The following is a 19,847-nucleotide window of genomic DNA, read 5'->3' as shown; positions in this document are numbered from 1 at the left end:
ACGATCCTGACCTCCACGATCCGGGCCCGCACGATCCGAAGGCGGCGCACAGGATCCACGCGTTGACTATCGCCATGGCACGCGTGTGGATGGCAGAGCAGTGGGGTTCCCCCGACACCTGGAGCTTCGTGGAGCGGGAGGTTCCCCGCCCGGAGCGGGGAGAGGTCACCATCCGCGTTCACGCGGCGGGGGTCAACCCGGCCGACTACAAGCATGTCGCGAGCCCGCGTCCCGGCCTCGACCTCCCCGTGCCGATCGGTTACGAGGTCGCCGGCGAGCTCGTGGACCTCGGCCCGGACACCGAGATCGCCTCCGGCGGCGGCGCGATCGGAGACGCCGTGGTCGCCTTCCGCATCCAGGGCGGCTACGCCAGCGAGGTCACGGTTCCGGCCTCCGCCGTGTTCGCGAAACCCGCGAGCCTCTCTGACGAGGAGGCCGCGAACCTGCTCCTCGCCGGGTCGACCGCCGCGCAGATGCTCGACGTGACGCACGTGGGTGCCGGAGACACCATCCTCGTGCACGGCGCCTCGGGCGCGGTCGGCGTGAGCATCCTGCAGCAGGCCGCCGAGCTCGACGCTCGCGTCATCGGCACCGCGAGCGAAGGCAGCTTCGCACGGGTGCGCCGTTTCGGCGGCCACCCCGTCGCCTACGGCCCCGGACTCGCCGACCGGGTGCGCACGGAGGCGGACGGACCGATCGCCGCCGCGCTCGACACGGTCGGCACCGAGGAGGCGGTGGACGTCTCGCTCGAGCTCGTGCCGGAGCGCGACCGCATCGTCACCATCGTCGCCTCCGACCGTGCGAAGGCCGAGGGCTTCCACGCAGTCGCCGGCGCGCAGCCCGAGAGCGCCGCGTTCCGCGATGCGGTGCGTCCACGCCTTCTTCAGCTCGCGGCCGAGGGCCGCCTCCAGGTGCCGATCGCCCGCACCTACCCATTGGCCGACGCGCCCGAGGCTCTCCGCTTCCTGGCGGAGGGCCACCCCGGAGGGAAGATCGCGTTGCTGCCGTAGCTGCGGCTTCGCCGACCGCGCCTAGTGGTGGAACGGCACCCGCGCCGGCCCCGGCATCGGCGCCTGCAGCTCGTCCAGCTCGTGGACGGCGGCGGTGATCGCCTCCACCAGTCCGCCCGCCAGGTCGCGGCTGAGCCCGTTGCGGATCACCGCGCGCTGCACCGTCACCTCCGTCAGGGCCTCCGGCATCGGGTAGGCCGGCACCAGCCAGCCGCGCGAGCGCAGCCGCGCCGACAGGTCGTACAGCGTCCACGGTGCGCCATGGTCGGCCTTCAGCTGCCAGGCGGTGACCGGGATGTCGGAGCCGTCCGTCCAGATGTCGAGGTGGGGCAGGGCGGCCACCTGATCGGCCAGGTAGCGCGCCACATCGCGGGAGGCCGTTTGCACACGGCGGTAGCCGTCGAAGCCGAGCCGCAGGAACTGGTAGTACTGCAGCAGCACCTGCGCTCCGGGCCGTGAGAAGTTGAGCGCGAACGTCGGCATCTCGCCGCCGAGGTAGCTGACCCGGAAGACGAGGTCGTCGGGCAGCAGGTCGGCCTCCCGCCAGACCACCCAACCGATCCCCGGGTACACGAGACCGTACTTGTGGCCCGAGGTGTTGATGGAGGCCACCCGCTCCAGACGGAAGTCCCACTCGAGCTCCGGCTGCAGGAACGGCGCCACCATCGCACCCGAGGCCCCGTCGACGTGGATGGGCACGTCGTTCCCCGTGCGTGCCTGGATGACGTCGAGGGCGTCGCTGATCGCCTTCACCGGCTCGTACCGGCCGGTGTAGGTCACCCCCATGATCGCAACCACCCCGATCGTGTTCTCGTCGACGTAGCCGTCGAGCTGCGAGCCCTCCAGGGTCGGATGCTCCACCGAGATCGGCACGAACCGCGGTTCGACCTCGAAGTAGTTGCAGAACTTCTCCCAGCAGACCTGTACGGCCGCGCTCATCACCAGGTTGGGCTTCTCGGTCGAGAGTCCGGCCGCGCGCCGCCGATGCTGCCACCGCCGCTTGAGGGCGAGGCCGCCGAGCATGCAGGCCTCCGACGACCCGATGGTGGAGGTCCCGATGGAGCGATCGGGCTGGGGCGCGTTCCACAGTCCGGCGAGCATCCGCCAGCACCGCGTCTCGATCGCGGCGGTCTGCGGGTACTCGTCTTTGTCGACGATGTTCTTGTCGACCGCCTCGGCGTAAAGGCGCCCGGCCTGGTCCTCCATCCAGGTGCCGACGAAGGTGGCGAGGTTCAACCGCGCGTTGCCGTCGAGCATGGCTTCGTCGTGGACGACCTGGAACGCCGTCTCGGGGAGCGACTCGCCCGCCGGAAGCTCGAACCGCGGGAACTCGGTCGCCTCCCCGGCCCGGGAGAACAGCGGATTGAGGCCGACGGCCTCGTCGGGAGACTCATAGCCCTGTCGCATGAGGCGAGCTAATCATGGACGGCGGCGGAACACGAGCATCGTCTGAGAACGCTCATCCACCCGGGCGCACGTCTCTCCCCAACGCTCACGGCCGCGCCGCAAGTGCTCCTCGCCGGTCGCTCATTCGACCTGCAGCTGCGTCCGCGCGGGCGACGGGCAGATGAGGAAGGCGTGACCGTGGTCGCGCTCCATCGTGTGCTCGTCGATCCGGCGGCTGCAGAGCGGGCACGTCGCGGCTTCCGTCCTCGGTGCCTCCTGGCCGTACGGGCCGAGAGGAGGCGGGCCGAGGACCGGGAGCAGCTTCGCGTCCAGCCATTCGGCCGCACGCTCGGCGCGATTGCCGCGCCGGCGCTCCACTTTGTCCATGCTTCGATGGTAGGCCGGTCGTCGCCTTCCGACGGTGCACACAGTGGGCGCTCAGACCGCTCGAATGCTCCCGCTAGCATCGGGGGATGCGCGCTGTTCCCGAGACCCTCGACGCCGACGTGGTGGCCGCCATCGACCGGCGCCTCGCCCACGTGTGCGAGGAGCACGGCGTGACCATTCCGCTGGCGGTGGAGAGCGGGAGCCGCGCGTGGGGCTTCCCGTCGCCGGACAGCGACTACGACGCCCGGTTCCTGTTCCTCCGGCCGGTCGATGATTATCTCCGGCTGACCCCGCTGCGCGACGTGGTGGAGACTCCGCTGGACGCCGTCTTCGACGTCAACGGCTGGGATGTGCGCAAAGCGCTCGGCCTGCTGGTGCGCGGAAACGCCACAGTGACCGAATGGCTGCGCTCGCCCATCGTGTACGGAGGCGATCCGGCGTTCGTGGGCGGCATGCTGGAACTCGCCGACCGCATCCTGGACCGCGAGCGGGTGCTCGACCACTACCTTCACATCGGCCGACGGCACCTGGCCGACTCGGGCGGCAAGCTCAAAAGATTCTTCTACGCCCTCCGGCCTGCCGCCACGCTGCGGTGGCTCCGCGTGCACCCCGGCAACGCCGTGGCGCCGATGGACCTGCCGACGCTCATGGCGCAGAACGATGCTCCCGCCGACGTGGCGGAGGCGATCTCGGAGCTCATCGAACTGAAAGCGGTCACGCGCGAGCTCGGCACCGGGGAGCCTCCGCTGCTCCTTCGGACGTTCGTCGAGAGCGAGCTCATCATCGCGGAGGAACGACAGGCAGCGCCGCGATCGGATCTCACAGCCGCCTCACGGGAGGCCGACGACTATTTCCGCGGGCTCGTCCTGCGCTGACCGCGCCGCCTCAGTGGTCCGTGAACTCGCCGCTCTCCGCGGCGTCCTCCGGCATGATGACCATCCCGCCGGTGCGCTGGCTGGTCTGCAGCAGCGCCTCCATCCAGCGATCGTTGAGGGCGGGAGGCCGGCTGCCGCTGAACACGAACGCCAGAGGCACCTCCCGGCTGATCCAGAGGCTCATGCGGCCTCCGCCCTGCTCGGCCGGGATCTCCCAGTTCAGCAGGAAGCTCTCGTGGCGGCGCAGTTTCGTCACCAGGGCGATCTTGACGTGGGAGAGCGTGCGGTCGTCGAACTCGTACTCGCGGTTGGTGCCGTAGATCAGCGTGCCCATGTCACTCGGCCTGACGCTTGGGGCGGGACTCCCGGTACGTCCCCTCGGGGACTTCCTCGCGGATCTCCGCGCGCAGCTCGTCGTCGAGCATGAGGCCGCCGTTGCCGTTCGCCTTCTCGGTGAGGATCGAGAGCCACTCCCGGTTGAGTTCGGGCAGCTTCGGGTGCGCGAACACGAACTGGACGCTGATGGAGGGGTCGAGCCAGATCGACCGCAAGGTGGGCTCCGCGCCGGCCGTGCGGTCGGCCCAGAGAAGCAGGAACCCTTCTCGCCGGCGCAGCTTGGTGGCGATCACCGCCTGCAGATGTGCGAGCACCCGGTCGTCGAACGTGAAGCCGTCGGCTCCGTCGTAGATCAGCGTTCCCATCGCATCCTCTCCAGTTCACACTTTCGCCGTCCTCCCGCGCGCCGTCAAGTCATCGCGGCCGCCCGGCGTAAAGTCCGGCCATGGACGCTCTCACGCGAACCATCAAAGCGGCACTTCTGTACGAGGACGGCCGCACCCTGGACAGTGTCGTGGTCGTGCCTCTGATCGGAGGCTGTCCACCCGGCGAGATCCGGGTCACCACCACGTTCGCGGGCGCGCTCGCCTACGACGTGTACGAACTTGACGACGACGAGGAGTTCTCGTCGATGCCCGCGTACCCGTACCGGTCGACCATCCCGCTCACCACGGCCGATCTGGCCGAGTGACGCTGCCGACCGAGCCGCGATAGCACCCGCCGACGGCGCCTCCGCGCCCGCGTAAGGTGGTCAGGTGACCGACGCCCCCTCCCCCGCCCGCGCCGGCTGGGCGGTGGCGGCACTCAGCCTCGGCACCCTGCTGAACCCGCTCAATTCGTCGATGATCGCCGTCGCGCTGGTGCCGTTGCAGCGCGACTTCCAGGTGAGCGTCACGACGGTGACCTGGGTCGTCACGTCGTTCTACCTCGCCTCCGCCGCGGGGCAGCCGCTCATGGGCCGGTTCGCCGATCGGTTCGGGCCGCGCCGGCTGTTCCTGTTCGGGATGCTGGTCGTCGCGCTCGCCTGCGCCGCGACCCCGTTCGCGACGTCGTTCGCCGCCGTGTGCGCGGGACGCGTCGCGCTCGCCATCGGCACGGCCACGGCCTTCCCGTCGGCCATCGCGATGCTGCGCACGGTCGCGGCACGGAGCACGGTCGGGACGCCGCGGCTGCTGGGCCGCATCCAGATCGCCAACACGTCCGGTGCCGCGATCGGCCCGGTGCTCGGCGGAGCGCTGGTGACGTTCCTCGGCTGGCAGGCCATCTTCTGGGTCAACGTGCCGCTCGCCGCACTCGCCTTCGTGGGCGTGACCGTGTTCGCGCCGCACGACGCCGCGCGTGAGCGTGTGCCGCTGAAGCGAACGGTCGCCGAGTCCGACGTGCCCGGCATCCTGCTCTTCGTCGCGACCCTCACGGCGCTCCTGGTCTTCCTGCTCGACCTGCGTCCGCAGCCGCTGTGGTGGCTGCTGCCGGTGGTGCCGATCGCCGCGGCGCTCTTCGTGTGGCGCGAGCTGCGCACCCGGCATCCGTTCCTCGACCTCCGACTGCTCGCGGCGAACCGGAGGCTGCTGATGGTCTACCTCTGCTTCGCGGTGTTCAACGTGGTCTACTACTCCGCGTTCTTCGGCCTCCCCCAGTACCTGCAGGAGCACGGCGGTTACTCGGCCGGCGTGACCGGGCTGCTGATGTTCCCGCTCGCCGCGGTGACCGTGGCGGTCACCCCGCTGGCGGCGCGGGCGATCGAGGGGGTCGGGCTGCGACCGACTCTGCTGGCCGGCGCCTCGGCGCTGATAATCGGCGCCGTGCTGCTCGGGTTCGCCGCCGCGACGACGACACCGTGGGTCGTGCTGCTGCTGACCGCAGCGCTGGGCATCCCGTACTGCGTGGTGAGCATCGCGATGAACCAGGCGCTCTACTCGGCCGCCCGCCCGCAGGACGCGGGGGTCGCCGCGGGGATATTCCAGACCTCCCGTTACGTCGGTGCGATCGTGGCCACGACGGTCCTCGGCCTGCTCTTCAGCACGGGGACGACGGCCGGCAGCTGGCTCGCCGTCGTCGCCGTGGCCAGCACCCTCGCGGTCGTGCACCTGTGCCTGCTGGTGTTCGTGCGACCTCGTGGCCGGGCCGGGGGTGCCACGGAGGTCGCACCCTCCTAGACTCCCGCCCATGAGCGTGTGGCTGGGCACGGGAACGCTGGTGGACCAGCTGCTGCTGCTCCTGCTCGCGTTCGTGCTCTCCGCGATCATCGGCGTCGAACGCGAACGCCAGTTCAAGAGCGCGGGATTGCGCACCCACATCCTGGTCGGGCTGGGCTCCGCGCTGTTCACCCTGGTGTCGGCCTACGGCTTCGTGTCTCTCGGCCTGGGCGCGGTCGACCCCTCCCGGATCGCCGCGCAGGTGGTCACCGGCATCGGCTTCGTGGGGGCCGGCGTCATCTTCGTCAACCGGGGCAACGTCGTCGGGCTGACCACGGCGGCCTCGATCTGGGTGACGGCCGCGGTCGGAATGGCGTGCGCCGCCGGTCTGCCCCTGCTCGCCGTCGCCGGCACCATGCTGCACCTGCTCGCGGTGGGCACCCTGCCGACGGCCGAGCGGCTCATGCGGAGACGGTCGGAGAACCGGCTGTTGGTGCGGGTCGGCCCCGCCGGCGACCAGCTCGGCGCCGTGCTCGATCGTCTCGCCACGGCGCACGTGCACACGCGCGTGGACGACGTGCGTCGACGCTCCGATCGCGACCTCGAGCTCACCGTGCACGTGCGCGGCAAGCAGAAGGACTCCGATCGGCTGCTCGCGGAACTGGGCGCGATCGACGGCGTGGTGAGCGTGACCTCAGGACAGATCCGAGGCTGACGCAGGCAGTTCCGGGGCTGACGCAGGCCCGACCCGCACGCAGCAGCCGCCCGCCAGCGGCTCCAGCCACGTCTCGCGGGGATCGCTCGCGCCCGCGCTGAGCGCCGCCACATACGCCACGTTGGCCGAGCAGATCACGTCGGTGTGACGGCTCGACAGCCGGTGGAACGGGCAGTTGGCGAGCACGAAGCCGCCCCGGTCGTCGTCGACCGGCTCGTAGCCGAGGTCGCCGAGGGTGCCGTCCAGGGGCCGGGTCGCATCGCTACGCCGCGCTCCGCTCTCGGCCGCGACACTCAGCAGGCACTCCCGCACCGGTCGCCCCGAGCTGTCCGAGAGCTCGACGGCGCTCGCGAGCAGCTCGCCGGCCAGGTCATAGCGGCGGGGCGGGACGGCGGCCGCGAACTCGTCGCAGGCGAGGGAGTAGAACTTCGCGGGGCGTCCCGAGCCCGGGCCGCGCTTGTCGCCGCGGTGCCTGAACTCCGCGACCAGCACACCGGAGTCCACCAGCTTCTCGAGGTGGAACGCCACCGTGGCACGCGGAAGTCCCACGCGCTCGGCGAGCTCGTCGCGTCCCTGCGGTTCGCCGGCAGTCTCCAGGAGGCGCACCAGTGCCCGACGCGCGGGGTCGGCAAGCGCCGCGACAGCGGTCAGATCGTCGTCGGTCATGCCTCCATCCTAACTCTAAAAAACTAATTCTTGACAATAGAAGAAGTGCGTACGTACTCTCGCGCTATAGCCGGAACTGCGAGGAGGACACGATGTCGCTGACGACAGAGTCCCACGAGGACCACCCACCGCTCCACCCGATCCATGACCCGTTGCCCGGACCCTGGACGGGTGCCATCGACCGGCCACGCGCCGAGGCCGCGATCGCCGAGCTCCTGAGCGCACTCGGGCGCGACACCGCCGACCCACAACTGGCCGACACCCCACGGCGCGTGGCCGCGGCCTTCGCGGAAATGCTCGACGGTCCCCCGCTGCGGCCCACCACCTTTCCGAACGACGAGGAGTACGACGACCTGGTCCTGGTGCGCAACATCCCATTCACCTCGCTGTGCGCCCACCATCTGCTGCCGTTCCGCGGCGTCGCCCATGTCGGCTATCTCCCGGGCGATCGGCTGCTCGGCCTGTCGAAACTCGCCCGTGCCGTCGAGTACTTCTCGCGCGACCTGCAACTGCAGGAGCGCCTGACCGTTCAGGTCGCCGACTGGCTCGATAGCGAGCTGGAGCCGCGCGGCGTCGGCGTCGTGCTGGAGGCCGAGCACCTCTGCATGGCCGTGCGCGGCGTGCGCGCTCCCGGAGCACTGACCCGGACGTCGAGGTTTACGGGCGAACTGGCGGGCTCGGGCGCCCGCCGGTTCGACGACGGCCGCCGCGCGTTCTCGGACGGGAGGGCCGAACGATGAGCGCGCCGTCCGAGATCGCGATCGTCGGCGCCTCCCTCGCCGGAGCGACCGCGGCGACCACCCTGCGAGAGCGCGGATTCGACGGAGTCATCCGGCTGTTCGGCGCCGAGAGCCACCTGCCCTACATCCGGCCGCCGCTCTCCAAAGGCTTCCTCGCCGGCACCGCCGACCGCTCCTCGATCGACGTGCACGAGGAAGCCTGGTATCGCGACAACGACATCGACCTCCACCTCGGCACACGCATCGCCCGGCTCGATCCGACGGCCGAGACGGTGACCGACACCGACGGGGTATCCCATCGCTTCGACCGCGCCCTGCTGGCGACCGGCTCCGTGCCGCGGCAGCTGCCGATCCGGGGCGCCGACCTCGACGGCGTGCTGTCGCTGCGCACCCTCGACGACAGCGAGCGCCTGCGCGAGTTCATCGCCGCAGGCGGGCGCCAGGTCGTGCTGATCGGCTCCGGCTGGATCGGAATGGAGGTCGCGGCGACCGCTCGCACGCTCGGCAACGAGGTCACCATCCTCGAGCGCGATCCGATCCCGTTGGCGGTCGCCCTCGGCGACGAGCTGGGCGGCTGGTTCGCCGAGGTGCACAAGTCGCACGGCGTCCGCATCCGTACGCGCATTGAGGTCGACTCCATCGCCGGCGAGGGCGGACACGCCACCGGCGTGCGGCTGGGCGACGGCGAGGTGGTACCGGCCGACATCGTCATCGTCGGCGTCGGCGCGGTGCCCGTCATCGAGCTGGCCGAGCACGCCGGTCTCTCGGTCGGGAACGGTGTGCTCACCGATTCGTCGCTGCGCACGAGCGCACCGAACGTCTGGGCCGCGGGCGACATCGCGTTCGCCGTCCACCCCCTGATCGACACGCGCCTGCGCAGCGAGCACTGGGCCAACGCGATCGACGGCGGCACCACCGCCGCGCGGGCGCTCCTCGGCGAGCGCGTCGAATACTGCGCCGTGCCGTACTTCTTCACCGACCAGTTCGACGTGGGGATGGAGTACGCCGGGTTCGCACCGCTCACGAAAGGCGCCGAGGTGATTTACCGCGGCGTTCCGTCCACCGGCGAGTTCATCGCGTTCTGGGTACGGGACGAACGAGTGGTAGCCGGTATGAACGTGAACGTATGGGACGTCAACGACGACATCAAGGCGCTTGTCGCCTCGCGTGCGCCGATCCTCCGAGAGAGCCTGCGCGATCCCGACCTCCCGCTGCCGGAGCTGCTGCCCGGCGCCGAGTCGCGAACCGTGGAGGGACGGGCGGCCTCATGACCGCGATCTCCGACCTCCGCGATGCCGGGGTCAGCATCTGGCTGGATGATCTGTCACGCACAGACATCCTCTCCGGCCGGCTCGCCGAGCTGATCGCCGAGCGCGGGGTGACGGGCATCACAACCAACCCGACCATCTTCGCGACCGCGGTCGAGAAGGACCCGGCCGCGTACACGGCGCAGCTCGACGGCCTCCGTCGAGCGGGCAGCGATCCCCGCGACGCCGCACTGGAGATCGTCACGGCAGACGTCCGCGCCGCCTGCGATATCCTCCTGCCCGTGCACGAACGCTCGGGCGGCGCCGACGGCTTCGTGTCCATCGAGGTGACACCTGAAGCCGCCCACGACACCGCCGCGACCCTGGCCGAGGTCAGGAAGCTGCGCGCCCTGGTCGACCGGCCCAACCTGTTCGTGAAGATCCCGTCGACCGATGCGGGCGTCCGCGCCCTGGAGGACGCAACCGCGGAGGGCGCCTCAATCAACATGACGCTGCTGTTCGGGCTAGACCGCTACCGGCAGGTGCGGGAGGCATACCGGACCGGGCTCGCCCGCGCGGTCGAGGCGGGGATCGATCCCCGCGGCATCCGATCCGTGGCGTCGTTCTTCGTGTCCCGGGTCGACGTGGCTGTCGATCGGCGGCTGGACCCAATCGGCGGTCCGGCCGCGGCCGGACTTCGCGGGCTCGCCGCCGTCGCCAACGCGCGGCTGGCGTACGCCGCCTACGAGGAGGCGCTGGTGCTGCCGGGTTGGCAGGCGCTGGCCGCGCGCGGCGCGCACCCGCAGCGACCGCTGTGGGCCTCTACGGGCGTGAAGGACCCGGCGATGCGCGACACCCGCTACATCGAGGATCTCGTCGCGCCCGAGGTCGTCGACACGGTGCCGTCCGCGACGCTGGAGGCCCTGCACGACCACGGGCGAATCCGACCGGACACCATCCGCGGCAGCTACGCGGAGTCGCGCGCGACGCTCGACGAGCTGGCGCGCGTCGGCGTGCCGCTGGACGAGGTCACGGCAGAACTCGAACGCGCAGGGATCGGCGCGTTCGGCGAGTCCTGGGGGCGACTGCTCGCGGCGGTCCAGGGTTGACCCGGGCCGCCGCGCGCTCAGCGCGCTAGTCGACTCCCCTCTCGGCGCTCTCCTCCTCTTCGGGAGGCTCGTCGTGGTGGGGCTCGTGATCGGCCTTGGGATAGTTGCCGCTGCGCTGGTGGGTGCTCCTCACGATCGGAGGCCTCCCCTCGCGCTGCGAGCCGACGTACGCGCCCGCGGTCTCGGTGTCGGGTCCCGGGTGCCCTTCGCCCTCGGTGTACTGACCGTGGACGGCGCGGCCTTCTGCCAGCTCGGGCTCGGCCTGGGTGTACCGGCCCTCGACCGCGTCGCGTTCCTGTGCTTCGACCATGTCGATCGCCTCCTTAGTTGCGACATCGCAATTATCCCCCGATCGCCACCCGCACGGAAGGGCGCGCACGACACTCGGAGGCGGCTCGCACCTGCGCCACAGCCACGTTCCGTGCACGGGCCCGCGATGCACGGTAGAACTAGAGGGTGAGTCATGACGACCAGCACACCGGAGACGTCGATGCGGCCCTCCAGGCGGCCGATGTGATGATGCGCGTCGCCGCGCGGTCCGTCTCGGAGGTCGAGGACATCGTCACGTCCCCGCAGCTGCGTGTGCTGGTGATGATCGCCACGCGCGGGCCGCAGACCCTCGGCAACGTCGCGACCGAATTGGGCGTGCACGCCTCCAACGCCACCCGGACGTGCGAGAAGATGGTCCGAGCCGGCCTCATCCATCGCGCGGAGGACCCCGCCGACCGTCGCTTCGTCCGCGTCGCACTGACCCCCGCGGGTGCGGAGCTCGTCGAACGCGTCATCGGCCATCGTCGCACCGCTCTCGCCGAGGTGCTCGCCGGGATGGAGCCCGACGAGCGCGGCGTCGCCGTCGCGTCGTTCCGGGCCTTCGCCCGCGCGGCCGGAGACCTGCCCGACGCGGACGGCCGGTTCACGCTGTTGCTGCCGGGAACAGCCGGCGTCTAGCGCCTCACCTCAGACGGCGGCTCCGCGCCACAGCGCGCGCACGGTCCGGGCGCCTCGCGGAACGCGCCGCACTCGGGGCACACGGAGGCGAGCCAGCAAGCGGCGTCGCCGCCCTCCTCCCACTCCGCCTCGACCCGTTCCGGAGGCGTCGTGGCCGCCGGGTCGATGTCACCCGACATCGGGTACACCCGCCGCGAGCTCGGCGAAGACGTCCGCCGCGTCGTCGAACCGCGAGATCCCCGCGCTCTGGCCCATCCAGAGCGACAGCAGCTCCGGCCGGTCGCCCTGCGCCTGCGCGGCGCGACGGAAGATCCCGGTCAGGATGTTCTGCAACGGGAAGCTCGCACCGGCGCCGCTCGCCTCGATCGCGCGCACCGCGCGGTTCGGGAGGCCACGTGCGACCCGGCCGCTCATGGCGCGGGTGAGCACGGTGTCGTTCGCCAGCGCGGTGCGGATGCGCTCGCGATGGACGGCCGGGGCAGCGGACTGCGCCGTGGCGAGGAAGACGGTGCCCGCCTGAACGGCCGACGCGCCGAGCGCGAAGGCGGCGGCCACCCCGCGTCGGTCGGCGATCCCACCTGCCGCGATCACCGGGATACCGACAGCGTCGACGACCTGCGGAATGAGCGAGAACGCGCCGACCAGGCTCCGCTCCGGCTCGAGGAGGAACGACGGCCGGTGGCCGGCGGCCTCCATCCCGGAGGCGACCACGGCGTCCACGCCTCCGGCCTCCAGAGCCCGCGCTTCGGCGACCGTCGTCGCGGCGCCGATGACGACGATCCCGCGGCGGTGCGCCTCCTCGACCGTCTCGGCCGACGGCACGCCGAACACGAAGCTGAGCACCGCCGGGCGTGCGTCGAGGGCAGCCTCCAGCTGCTCGTCGAACGACGGCAGCGGGGCGACGGGCCACTCGGGAGGCCGCACCCCGGCCTCCGCATAGAGCTCGGCCATCCCCTCGACAGCGCGGTCGAACTCGCCGCGATCGAACGCCTCGGGGTCGTGCTCGCCCCGCTCCTTGTGCGGCAGCCACAGGTTCAGGGCGAAGGGACGCTGCGTGCGCGACCGGAGCTCGTCGGCCACCGTGCGGATGCGGTCGCGGTCGAAGCCGTACAGGCCGTACGAGCCCAGGCCTCCCGCTTCGCTCACGGCTGCGGTCAGCTCGACGGACGACAGCCCGCCGAACGGGCCCAGCACCACCGGCACCTCGACTCCCAGCTGACTGGTCAGGCTCATCCGCACGTCTCCCGTTCCGGGCGATCACGCAAAGCATTCATTGCGCAATCGCAAGTGTTGGCGTACCGCCGATTATATCGGCGCGTTGCCGCCGACCAGGTGCGGTCGAGCGTTGCTCCCGGTAGCGTCGAGCTGTGGATGCAGCGGCCGACGTGGTGATCGACGTCCCGACCGCAGCCGGGCCCGGGCGATTTACCGTGGCGGCGGCGACGCAGCCGCGCGCTCTGCTCTGGCTCGGTCACGGCGCCGGCGGCGGCATCGGTGCCGTCGATCTCGCGGCGCTCGCGGCAGCCCTCCCCGCTGTCGGGATCACTGTGGCCCGGTACGAGCAGCCCTGGCGGGTCGCCGGCAAGCGCGTCGCGTCCCGGCCTCCCGCGCTCGATGCCGCCTGGATGGAGGCCGCGCCCGTCGTCGCAGAGCTCGCCGAGGGCCTGCCGGTCGTCGTCGGCGGTCGCAGCGCCGGAGCCCGGGTCGCGTGCCGCACGGCCACCGCGACGGGAGCAGCCGCGGTCATCTGCCTGGCCTTCCCGCTCCACCCGCCGGGGCGCCCCGAGGTCACCCGCCTCGACGAGCTGCTGACGCCCTCCGTCCCGGTGCTGGTGCTCCAGGGCGACCGCGACACCTTCGGCGGCGCCGACCTCCTGCGCGCCGACGTGGAGGCCGCACCCGGCGACCACGCGAACGTGCGGATCGTGACCGTCTCCGGCGCCGACCACGGGATGAAGACACTCAAGGCCTCCCCGCTCACCGCGCGCGACGTGCGCGAGCTGGTCGTGTCGACGACCGCTGCGTTCGTGGACGACGTGCTCGCGAGACCGTAGCCGTCCCCCTCTTCGACGCCCTCTCCCACCCCTCGAAAAAAATCACTATTCAGTGTTGCTATCTACTGGTACTCGGCGTTACTATCTAGTGGTAGTCAACAGCACTGAGTAGTTAGGAGGAGGTCGTGGGCAAGCAGACCACGGAGATGCTCAAGGGCACTCTCGAGGGCATCGTCCTCGCCATCCTGTCGAGCCGGGCCGCGTACGGATACGAGATCACCTCGTGGCTGCGCGACCAGGGCTTCGACGACATCGCCGAGGGCACCGTGTACGCCCTGCTCGTCCGAGTGGAGCAGCGCGGCCTCGTCGACGTGGAGAAGGTCCCCTCCGAGAAGGGACCGCCCCGCAAGGTGTACTCGCTCAACGCAGCGGGACGCGAATACCTCGAAGAATTCTGGAGGACCTGGAGCTTCCTCGCAGAACGGATCGAACAGCTCCGAGATGGAGGCAACTGAAATGGCATCGAAGTGGATCGAGCTGGTCACCGGATCGCTCGAGCAGAAGAAGCAGTACCGGCAGCTCAAGGCCCGCCTGGAGGCTCTCCCCGAGCCTTACAACGGCGTCGCCAAGGCGGTCAACCGCTACCTCATGTACAACGGCGGCATCGTCGACGGCGACACGATCATGACGATGATGGGCGACTTCGTCGACCTCTTCGAGCGTGCCGCCACCGACGGCACTCCGATCCGCGAGATCGTCGGCGACGACCCGGTCGAGTTCGCGGACGAGTTCGCCGCCGCCTACGTCGGCACGCGCTGGATCGACAAGGAGCGCGCCCGTCTCACCGAGGCCGTCGAGGCGGCCGAACGAAACCAGGAGAAGGATTCATGACCCCGACCGCTGTCGCCGCGCCCGCCATCCAGGTCCGCGGCCTCGAGAAGTCCTACAAAGACCTCCACGTGCTGCGCGGCGTCGACTTCGATGTCGAGAAGGGCGCCATTTTCGCCCTCCTCGGCTCGAACGGCGCCGGCAAGACCACGGCGGTGAAGATCCTGTCGACCCTGCTGCGGGGCGACACCGGAACCGCGACGGTCAACGGCTTCGACGTCGCCCGCCAGGCCGACGACGTGCGGAGGTCGATCAGCCTGACCGGGCAGTTCGCCGCCGTCGACGAGGTCCTCAGCGGTCGCGAGAACCTCATCCTCGTCGCCCGCCTCCGCCACCTGAAGAACCCCGCCGGCATCGCCGACGACCTGCTGGCCCGCTTCTCGCTGACCGATGCGGGAGGCCGCAAGGTCGGCACGTACTCGGGCGGCATGCGCCGCCGGCTCGACATCGCGATGAGTCTCATCGGCGAGCCGCCGGTGGTGTTCCTCGACGAGCCCACCACCGGGCTCGACCCGCAGGCGCGCATCGAGGTGTGGGAGACGGTCAAGCGTCTCGCCGACCGGGGCACCACGGTGCTGCTCACCACGCAGTACCTCGACGAGGCGGAGCAGCTCGCCGACCGCATCGCGATCCTCCACGAGGGCCGCATCATCGCGAACGGCACGCTCGCCGAGCTCAAGCAGCTCCTCCCCCCGACGCAGGTCGAGTACGTGGAGAAGCAGCCCAGCCTCGAGGACGTGTTCCTCGCCATCGTCGGACCGTCGGCCTCCACCGAGACCGCGGCCCCCGAGACCACCAAGGAGTCCTGATGTCCACCGCAACATTCGTCGCCGACACCACGGTCCTGACCGGCCGGTCCATGAAGCACATCACACGCAGCCTGGACACCATCATCACCGTCACCATCACGCCGATCGCCCTCATGCTGCTGTTCGTGTTCGTCCTCGGCGGCGCGATCAGCACCGGGCCCGACTCCGGTTCATACGTGAACTACCTGCTGCCAGGGATCCTTCTGATCACGATCGCCTCCGGCATCTCGTACACGTCGTACCGGCTGTTCATGGACCTGAAAGGCGGCATCTTCGAGCGGTTCCAGTCCATGCCGATCGCCCGGTCGAGCGTCCTCTGGGCGCACGTGCTCACCTCGCTCGTGTCCAACATGATCTCGGTCGTGCTGGTCGTGCTGGTCGCCCTGCTGATCGGCTTCCGCACCGGAGCGAGTGTGCTCGCCTGGCTCGGGGTCGCCGGCATCCTCGTCCTGTTCACCCTGGCGCTGACCTGGGTGGCCGTCATCGCCGGCCTGTCGGCGAAGAGCGTGGACGGGGCGGGAGCGTTCGCCTACCCGCTGATCTTCCTCCCGTTCATCAGCTCGGCGTTCGTCCCCACGGACACCATGCCGGCGCCGGTGGCCTGGTTCGCCGAGCACCAGCCGGTGACACCGATCGTCGACACCATCCGGGCGCTCTTCGCCCAGCAGCCGGTCAACGGCGACATCTGGATCGCCCTCGCCTGGTGCCTCGGAATCCTCGTCGTCGCCTACGGCTTCGCTATGTCGATCTACCGGCGGCGGATCAGCCGCGGGTGAGCCGGGGTCTCCATCCCTCGGCTGCGGCACGGCCGCCGACCTCCGGGTCGGCGGCCGTTCTGCTGTTCAGCCGAGTTCGCGCCGCATGATCCAGCGGACGCCGCCGCCGGAGTGCGCGTTGGTCTCGCGCAGCCGGCCGAACCCGTGCTTCTCGAACAGCTCGACGGTGCCGACGTAGCCGCTGATCACATCGACCCGCTCGCCGCGGGTATCGACCGGGTAGCCCTCCACGAGCGTTGCACCGTTCGCGCGTGCGTGCTCGACCGCGCCGTCGAGGAGGTCGTGCATCAGCCCGCGCTTGCGGAAACCTCCGCGCACGACGAAGCAGACGATCGACCACGGGTCGAGCTCCTCGTCGAGGTGCGGGATGGTGCGGGAGTTCATCAGGCGCCGGTAGGTCGACTTGGGTGCGACCGAGCACCAGCCGGCGACCTCCGCGTCGGCGTACACCAGCACGCCGGGCCCCGGCTCGGTCTGGCACTCCCGGTGCATGTAGTCGATGCGCTCGGGCATCGCGAGGCGCGCGTCGCGATAGGACATGCAGACGCAGCCGCCGCCCGGCTTGCGCGGAACCATGAAGCTGGCGAAGTCGTCCCAGCGACCGGTCGCCGGCAGCACCTCGATGGACATGCCCCGAGCGTAGCGCGGAGGGCCGACAGCGCCGTCGGTGGCGTGTCCGCGGTGATTGTGCCGGTGGGCCGCGGGAGGATCGTGGGGTGTCCAGCGACCTCCTCATGCGCATCCACTCCCCCGAGTTCCAGGCGATGTCGGAGCGCGTGCTCCGGGCGACCGAGCTGACGTCGCGCCTGAACGTCCTGCCGTTCGACGACGAGGCGGGCAAGGCGGCGTTGTTCGAGCAGATCCTGGGTCGGCCGCTCCCGGAGCGGGTGACGATCTACCCGCCGTTCTTCACCGACCACGGGCTCAACCTCGACGTGAGCGAGCGCGTCTTCATCAACCAGAACTGCACGTTCCTCGACTACGCCGGCATCCGGCTGGCGCCGCGCGTGATGATCGCGCCCCGGGTCACGTTCATCACCGTCGGTCATCCCGTCGACGTGGAGGACCGCCGCATCTGGTTGACCGGCGGCCCCATCGACGTCGCCGAGAACGTGTGGATCGGCGCGGGCGCCACCATCCTCCCTGGCGTGACCATCGGGCGCGACGCCGTCATCGCGGCCGGCGCCGTCGTCGCCGACGACGTGCCCGCCGGCAGCCTCGTGGCGGGCCCGACGGGTCGCGTGCTCCGGGAGTTCTGAGTGCTCCCCGCACATCAGCGCAGCTCAGTAGAGCCACGGAGCGTCCCGCGGCGTAGGGTGCGGCACCATGGACGACATCACCAACCCGCCGAGCGCCGCCCGGCGTCCGGAACGTTCGGAGCTCGCCGACTTCGCCGACCGGCTCCGCGGCCAGCTCGCCGGCCTCCCGCCGGTGGGCGAGTTCCCCGGCACCATCGCCACGATCGACGCCGGTCACCTCGCCCGCAACCTCGCCACCGGGGTGAACCTCACCCTCCCCTCGGCCGTCGCCACCGGCGACATCCTCTTCGCGCCCGACCTGAACCCGGCGTTCTTCTACTCGTGGGACGTCCACGCGAACCAGCCACCGGACTGGTTCCGGATCTCGCTGCGCTTCACCCCGGCGGACTTCGGCATCACCGAACCCCGCGCCTACGACATCGCCTGGACCGTCGTCCCGTTCTTCCTCGACCTCGGCGCGACGGTGTCACTGGAGGCGTCGCCCAACACGGGCGCGGCGCCGGCGAGCTGGACGCTGGACCAGCCCCAGGTGCGCACCCTCCACGTCGGCACCGCCGCGATCGCCCCGGATGAGACGGTCCACGTCGACCTGGTGCGGGGCAGCGCGCGCGGCAGCTGGATCTGGCTGCAGACGACGATCGCGTACGCGCCGCTGACGACCGAGCCGTAGCGATCGGTCGTCGAACGCCGCGGAGGAGAATCGCCCCGAACGCGGCTTTCATGTGAATGCCTATTGACACCAATGTGTATTTTGGCGTTAATGGACATTAACATGAAAACATCGAGAGCCTACGAGATGCGCACCCGCGCGGAGCAGACCGAGCAGACCCGGCTGCGCATCCTCGACGCCACGGTCACCCTGGCAGCCGAGAAGCCGATCGTCGCCGTGGCTCTGCCCGACATCGCCAAGCGAGCGGGTGTCTCGGTTCAGACGGTTCTTCGGCAGTTCGGAAGCCGAGATGGTGTCTTCGATGCGGCAGAAGTACACGTTCGCGCCGAGGTCATCGCCGAACTCGTGGCACCGCCCGGTGATCTCGACGCGATCATCGAGGCGCTGATGGCGCATTACGAACTGCGGGGCGACGACGTCCTCATGTTCCTCGGGCAGGAGCGGTGGGAGCCGCGCGCTGCCGCGATCACGGATGAAGGGCGGCGGATGCACCTCGCGTGGGTGCAGCGAGTCTTCGCACCCTTCCTGCCCGACGACACCGACGAGCGGGAGGCGGTCATCGACTTCCTCATGGTCGCCACAGACGTCTACACCTGGAAGATCCTCCGCCGGGACCGCGGCCTCAGCTTCGAGGAGACGGCGCGGCGCGTACGCCGCATGATCGAGCACACTGTGCAAAGGACCGAAAATGTCGACCATCCTCTTCGTCACCGTTGACGCCGGCGGCAATGTTCCGCCTGCTCTCGCCATAGCTCGCGAGTTGGAGGCGCGCGGCCACCGCATCGTCTTCCTCGCCCACCCCGCGCAGAAGGGAATGGTCGAGGGAGCCGGATTCGGGTTCACCCCGTTCTCCGACGCACGTGCGTGGGACCATTCGAAACCCTCATCCACCGTGCGCACCGTTTCCGACTACGTGTACGCGGCGTCCAGTCGTCGCATGATCCAAGACTTCCTCGCCGCCGCCCGCGCGCAGAGTCCCGACCTGGCCGTGGTCGACTGCATGCTTCCCGGCATGGTCGGCGCAGCTCGCACGATCGGCCTGCCCTGCGCTGCCTTGTTCCACAGCTTCTACGCATTCTGGAACGGCCCGTGGGCCAACGGACCCGTCGGCCGCCTCGCTCAGCTGCGCGGCGCCAACGCACGCAAGGCATGGGGCGGGGCCGATCTCGAAATCGTGGCCAGCGATCCGGTCCTCGACCCGGCGAGCGGCACCGCCGACCAGCGCCGAGTCTGGACAGGGGTGGCCGAGACAGGCGCGCCGCACCAGATCCGCGCCGACGACCGGCAGCGGGTCCTCGTCAGCCTCAGCACCCTCTGGCTGCCCGGGCAAGTGGAGGTGTACCGCAGCATCCTCGCCGCGCTGGGCGAACTGCCGGTGGATGCCATCGTGACCACGGCCGGGCAGGCCACACCCGATGACCTGCACGCCCCGCCGAACGTCAGCGTCGTCGGCTACGTCGACCACGCGGAGATCCTCCCCACCGTCGATCTGGTGATCTGCCACGGCGGCCACTCCACCACCATGAGAGCGGTGACCAATGGCATCCCCGTTCTCGTCATCCCGATGCACCCGCTGATCGACCAGCCGATGATCGGCGCAGCAATTCAGAGAGCCGGCCTCGGGGTGACCCTCAGCAGAAAGTCCTCATCCGCCGAGATCGGCCAAGCCGTCGCCACACTGCTCGGAACGCGCAGCTACCGATTGGCCGCTGCGAAAGCCGCAGAGCGGAACCAGGCGGCCCGGGGAGCGTCGGCGGCAGCGGACGCGCTCGTGACCCTCCTGGCATCGCGGCCCGCGACGTGGTCGGTCTGAGGAACGGCCTCCTCGCCGAGACGCAGCCGCCGGACGAGAGCGGTAACTAGTCAGCCAGAATCGTCGTCGACCGGGAACTGGAAC

General features: G+C 70.3%; 26 protein-coding genes. 18 read left to right on the top strand and 8 right to left on the bottom strand.

What is annotated here, in order from left to right; translation table 11 throughout:
- The first annotated feature begins 74 nt into the window (after positions 1-74).
- Positions 75-1,010 carry a quinone oxidoreductase family protein gene (locus tag ASF88_RS05480; protein ID WP_055915258.1) on the top strand — a complete coding sequence of 312 codons (936 nt, stop codon included), beginning with the start codon at positions 75-77 and terminating at the stop codon, positions 1,008-1,010.
- A 21-nt stretch (positions 1,011-1,031) separates the two neighbouring features.
- Here ASF88_RS05480 and ASF88_RS05475 read toward each other — a convergent pair whose 3' ends face one another.
- On the bottom strand, positions 1,032-2,417 hold the full coding sequence (locus ASF88_RS05475; protein ID WP_055915255.1) for a glutamate decarboxylase: 1,386 nt from the start codon (positions 2,415-2,417) through the stop codon (positions 1,032-1,034).
- Between the two features lie 120 nt (positions 2,418-2,537).
- Entirely contained in the window at positions 2,538-2,783 is a 246-nt protein-coding gene (locus ASF88_RS05470) for a hypothetical protein (RefSeq protein WP_055915252.1), read from the bottom strand.
- A gap of 86 nt (positions 2,784-2,869) precedes the next feature.
- Here ASF88_RS05470 and ASF88_RS05465 point away from each other — a divergent pair, with 86 nt between their 5' ends.
- Positions 2,870-3,658, top strand: coding sequence for a nucleotidyltransferase domain-containing protein (locus ASF88_RS05465; RefSeq protein WP_055915249.1), 789 nt, complete (start codon positions 2,870-2,872; stop codon positions 3,656-3,658).
- Positions 3,659-3,668: 10 nt separating this feature from the next.
- Here the strand turns inward: ASF88_RS05465 and ASF88_RS05460 are convergent, their stop codons facing one another.
- Positions 3,669-3,992 carry a DUF7882 family protein gene (locus ASF88_RS05460; protein WP_055915246.1) on the bottom strand — a complete coding sequence of 108 codons (324 nt, stop codon included), beginning with the start codon at positions 3,990-3,992 and terminating at the stop codon, positions 3,669-3,671.
- A gap of 1 nt (position 3,993) precedes the next feature.
- The gene (locus tag ASF88_RS05455) at positions 3,994-4,359 is read right to left on the bottom strand and encodes a DUF7882 family protein (protein ID WP_055915245.1); all 366 of its coding nucleotides are present in this window, start codon (positions 4,357-4,359) and stop codon (positions 3,994-3,996) included.
- Positions 4,360-4,439: 80 nt separating this feature from the next.
- On the opposite strand from ASF88_RS05455, the gene ASF88_RS05450 reads away from it, so the two are divergent.
- The 3 genes from ASF88_RS05450 to ASF88_RS05440 all read left to right on the top strand — a co-directional run bounded on the left by ASF88_RS05450 (position 4,440) and on the right by ASF88_RS05440 (position 6,844).
- Positions 4,440-4,685, top strand: a complete 246-nt coding sequence (locus ASF88_RS05450; RefSeq protein WP_055915240.1) for a hypothetical protein — start codon at positions 4,440-4,442, stop codon at positions 4,683-4,685.
- 64 nt (positions 4,686-4,749) lie between these two features.
- On the top strand, positions 4,750-6,150 hold the full coding sequence (locus ASF88_RS05445; protein ID WP_055915235.1) for an MFS transporter: 1,401 nt from the start codon (positions 4,750-4,752) through the stop codon (positions 6,148-6,150).
- A gap of 10 nt (positions 6,151-6,160) precedes the next feature.
- Positions 6,161-6,844: an MgtC/SapB family protein gene (locus ASF88_RS05440; protein ID WP_055915232.1), complete on the top strand. Its 684-nt coding sequence runs from the start codon at positions 6,161-6,163 to the stop codon at positions 6,842-6,844.
- On the opposite strand, the gene ASF88_RS05435 is transcribed toward ASF88_RS05440, so the two are convergent.
- Complete coding sequence (locus ASF88_RS05435; RefSeq protein ID WP_055915229.1) at positions 6,824-7,510, bottom strand: helix-turn-helix transcriptional regulator; 687 nt, start codon at positions 7,508-7,510, stop codon at positions 6,824-6,826. The two genes, ASF88_RS05440 and ASF88_RS05435, sit on opposite strands and share 21 nt — an antisense overlap.
- 92 nt (positions 7,511-7,602) lie before the next feature.
- On the opposite strand from ASF88_RS05435, the gene folE reads away from it, so the two are divergent.
- From folE to tal, 3 genes are read left to right on the top strand one after another with little or no spacing between them, the layout of a single operon-like run.
- Positions 7,603-8,250 carry a GTP cyclohydrolase I gene (folE, locus tag ASF88_RS05430; RefSeq protein WP_055915226.1) on the top strand — a complete coding sequence of 216 codons (648 nt, stop codon included), beginning with the start codon at positions 7,603-7,605 and terminating at the stop codon, positions 8,248-8,250.
- Positions 8,247-9,521, top strand: coding sequence for an NAD(P)/FAD-dependent oxidoreductase (locus ASF88_RS05425; RefSeq protein ID WP_055915224.1), 1,275 nt, complete (start codon positions 8,247-8,249; stop codon positions 9,519-9,521). The genes folE and ASF88_RS05425 overlap by 4 nt, the downstream gene beginning before the upstream one ends.
- Positions 9,518-10,606 (top strand): transaldolase, encoded by a 1,089-nt coding sequence (tal, locus tag ASF88_RS05420; protein WP_055915221.1) that lies wholly within the window; start codon positions 9,518-9,520, stop codon positions 10,604-10,606. The genes ASF88_RS05425 and tal overlap by 4 nt, the downstream gene beginning before the upstream one ends.
- Before the next feature lie 25 nt (positions 10,607-10,631).
- On the opposite strand, the gene ASF88_RS05415 is transcribed toward tal, so the two are convergent.
- Positions 10,632-10,916 (bottom strand): hypothetical protein, encoded by a 285-nt coding sequence (locus tag ASF88_RS05415; RefSeq protein ID WP_055915218.1) that lies wholly within the window; start codon positions 10,914-10,916, stop codon positions 10,632-10,634.
- Between the two features lie 146 nt (positions 10,917-11,062).
- Between ASF88_RS05415 and ASF88_RS05410 the strand changes: the two genes are divergently transcribed.
- Positions 11,063-11,554, top strand: coding sequence for a MarR family winged helix-turn-helix transcriptional regulator (locus ASF88_RS05410; RefSeq protein WP_235493292.1), 492 nt, complete (start codon positions 11,063-11,065; stop codon positions 11,552-11,554).
- Positions 11,555-11,722: 168 nt separating this feature from the next.
- Here ASF88_RS05410 and ASF88_RS05400 read toward each other — a convergent pair whose 3' ends face one another.
- Positions 11,723-12,787 (bottom strand): NAD(P)H-dependent flavin oxidoreductase, encoded by a 1,065-nt coding sequence (locus ASF88_RS05400; RefSeq protein ID WP_055915212.1) that lies wholly within the window; start codon positions 12,785-12,787, stop codon positions 11,723-11,725.
- Positions 12,788-12,921: 134 nt separating this feature from the next.
- Here ASF88_RS05400 and ASF88_RS05395 point away from each other — a divergent pair, with 134 nt between their 5' ends.
- The 5 genes from ASF88_RS05395 to ASF88_RS05375 all read left to right on the top strand — a co-directional run bounded on the left by ASF88_RS05395 (position 12,922) and on the right by ASF88_RS05375 (position 16,021).
- Positions 12,922-13,608 (top strand): alpha/beta hydrolase family protein, encoded by a 687-nt coding sequence (locus tag ASF88_RS05395; protein WP_235493291.1) that lies wholly within the window; start codon positions 12,922-12,924, stop codon positions 13,606-13,608.
- 125 nt (positions 13,609-13,733) lie between these two features.
- On the top strand, positions 13,734-14,063 hold the full coding sequence (locus tag ASF88_RS05390) for a PadR family transcriptional regulator (RefSeq protein WP_055915209.1): 330 nt from the start codon (positions 13,734-13,736) through the stop codon (positions 14,061-14,063).
- Position 14,064: 1 nt separating this feature from the next.
- Complete coding sequence (locus ASF88_RS05385) at positions 14,065-14,439, top strand: DUF1048 domain-containing protein (protein WP_055915206.1); 375 nt, start codon at positions 14,065-14,067, stop codon at positions 14,437-14,439.
- Entirely contained in the window at positions 14,436-15,245 is an 810-nt protein-coding gene (locus ASF88_RS05380) for an ABC transporter ATP-binding protein (RefSeq protein WP_055915202.1), read from the top strand. Before ASF88_RS05385 ends, ASF88_RS05380 begins: the two co-directional genes overlap by 4 nt.
- Positions 15,245-16,021: an ABC transporter permease gene (locus ASF88_RS05375; protein WP_055915199.1), complete on the top strand. Its 777-nt coding sequence runs from the start codon at positions 15,245-15,247 to the stop codon at positions 16,019-16,021. The genes ASF88_RS05380 and ASF88_RS05375 overlap by 1 nt, the downstream gene beginning before the upstream one ends.
- A gap of 66 nt (positions 16,022-16,087) precedes the next feature.
- Here the strand turns inward: ASF88_RS05375 and ASF88_RS05370 are convergent, their stop codons facing one another.
- A complete protein-coding gene (locus ASF88_RS05370; protein ID WP_055915197.1) occupies positions 16,088-16,651 on the bottom strand; it encodes a GNAT family N-acetyltransferase in 564 nt (187 codons plus the stop codon).
- Between the two features lie 86 nt (positions 16,652-16,737).
- Between ASF88_RS05370 and ASF88_RS05365 the strand changes: the two genes are divergently transcribed.
- The 4 genes from ASF88_RS05365 (at position 16,738) to ASF88_RS05350 (ending at position 19,763) form a co-directional block, all read left to right on the top strand.
- Positions 16,738-17,280, top strand: a complete 543-nt coding sequence (locus ASF88_RS05365; protein ID WP_200935230.1) for a DapH/DapD/GlmU-related protein — start codon at positions 16,738-16,740, stop codon at positions 17,278-17,280.
- Positions 17,281-17,347: 67 nt separating this feature from the next.
- A complete protein-coding gene (locus ASF88_RS05360) occupies positions 17,348-17,950 on the top strand; it encodes a hypothetical protein (RefSeq protein ID WP_055915193.1) in 603 nt (200 codons plus the stop codon).
- Positions 17,951-18,052: 102 nt separating this feature from the next.
- Positions 18,053-18,667: a TetR/AcrR family transcriptional regulator gene (locus ASF88_RS05355; RefSeq protein ID WP_162242561.1), complete on the top strand. Its 615-nt coding sequence runs from the start codon at positions 18,053-18,055 to the stop codon at positions 18,665-18,667.
- A complete protein-coding gene (locus tag ASF88_RS05350; RefSeq protein WP_055915187.1) occupies positions 18,639-19,763 on the top strand; it encodes a glycosyltransferase in 1,125 nt (374 codons plus the stop codon). Before ASF88_RS05355 ends, ASF88_RS05350 begins: the two co-directional genes overlap by 29 nt.
- The last annotated feature ends 84 nt before the right edge of the window (positions 19,764-19,847 follow it).

Source organism: Leifsonia sp. Leaf336 (genome assembly GCF_001423695.1).
Taxonomy (GTDB): Bacteria; Actinomycetota; Actinomycetes; order Actinomycetales; family Microbacteriaceae; genus Leifsonia.
Note: the sequence above shows the minus strand (reverse complement) of the source record. Positions and strands in the feature narration are given on the sequence as shown.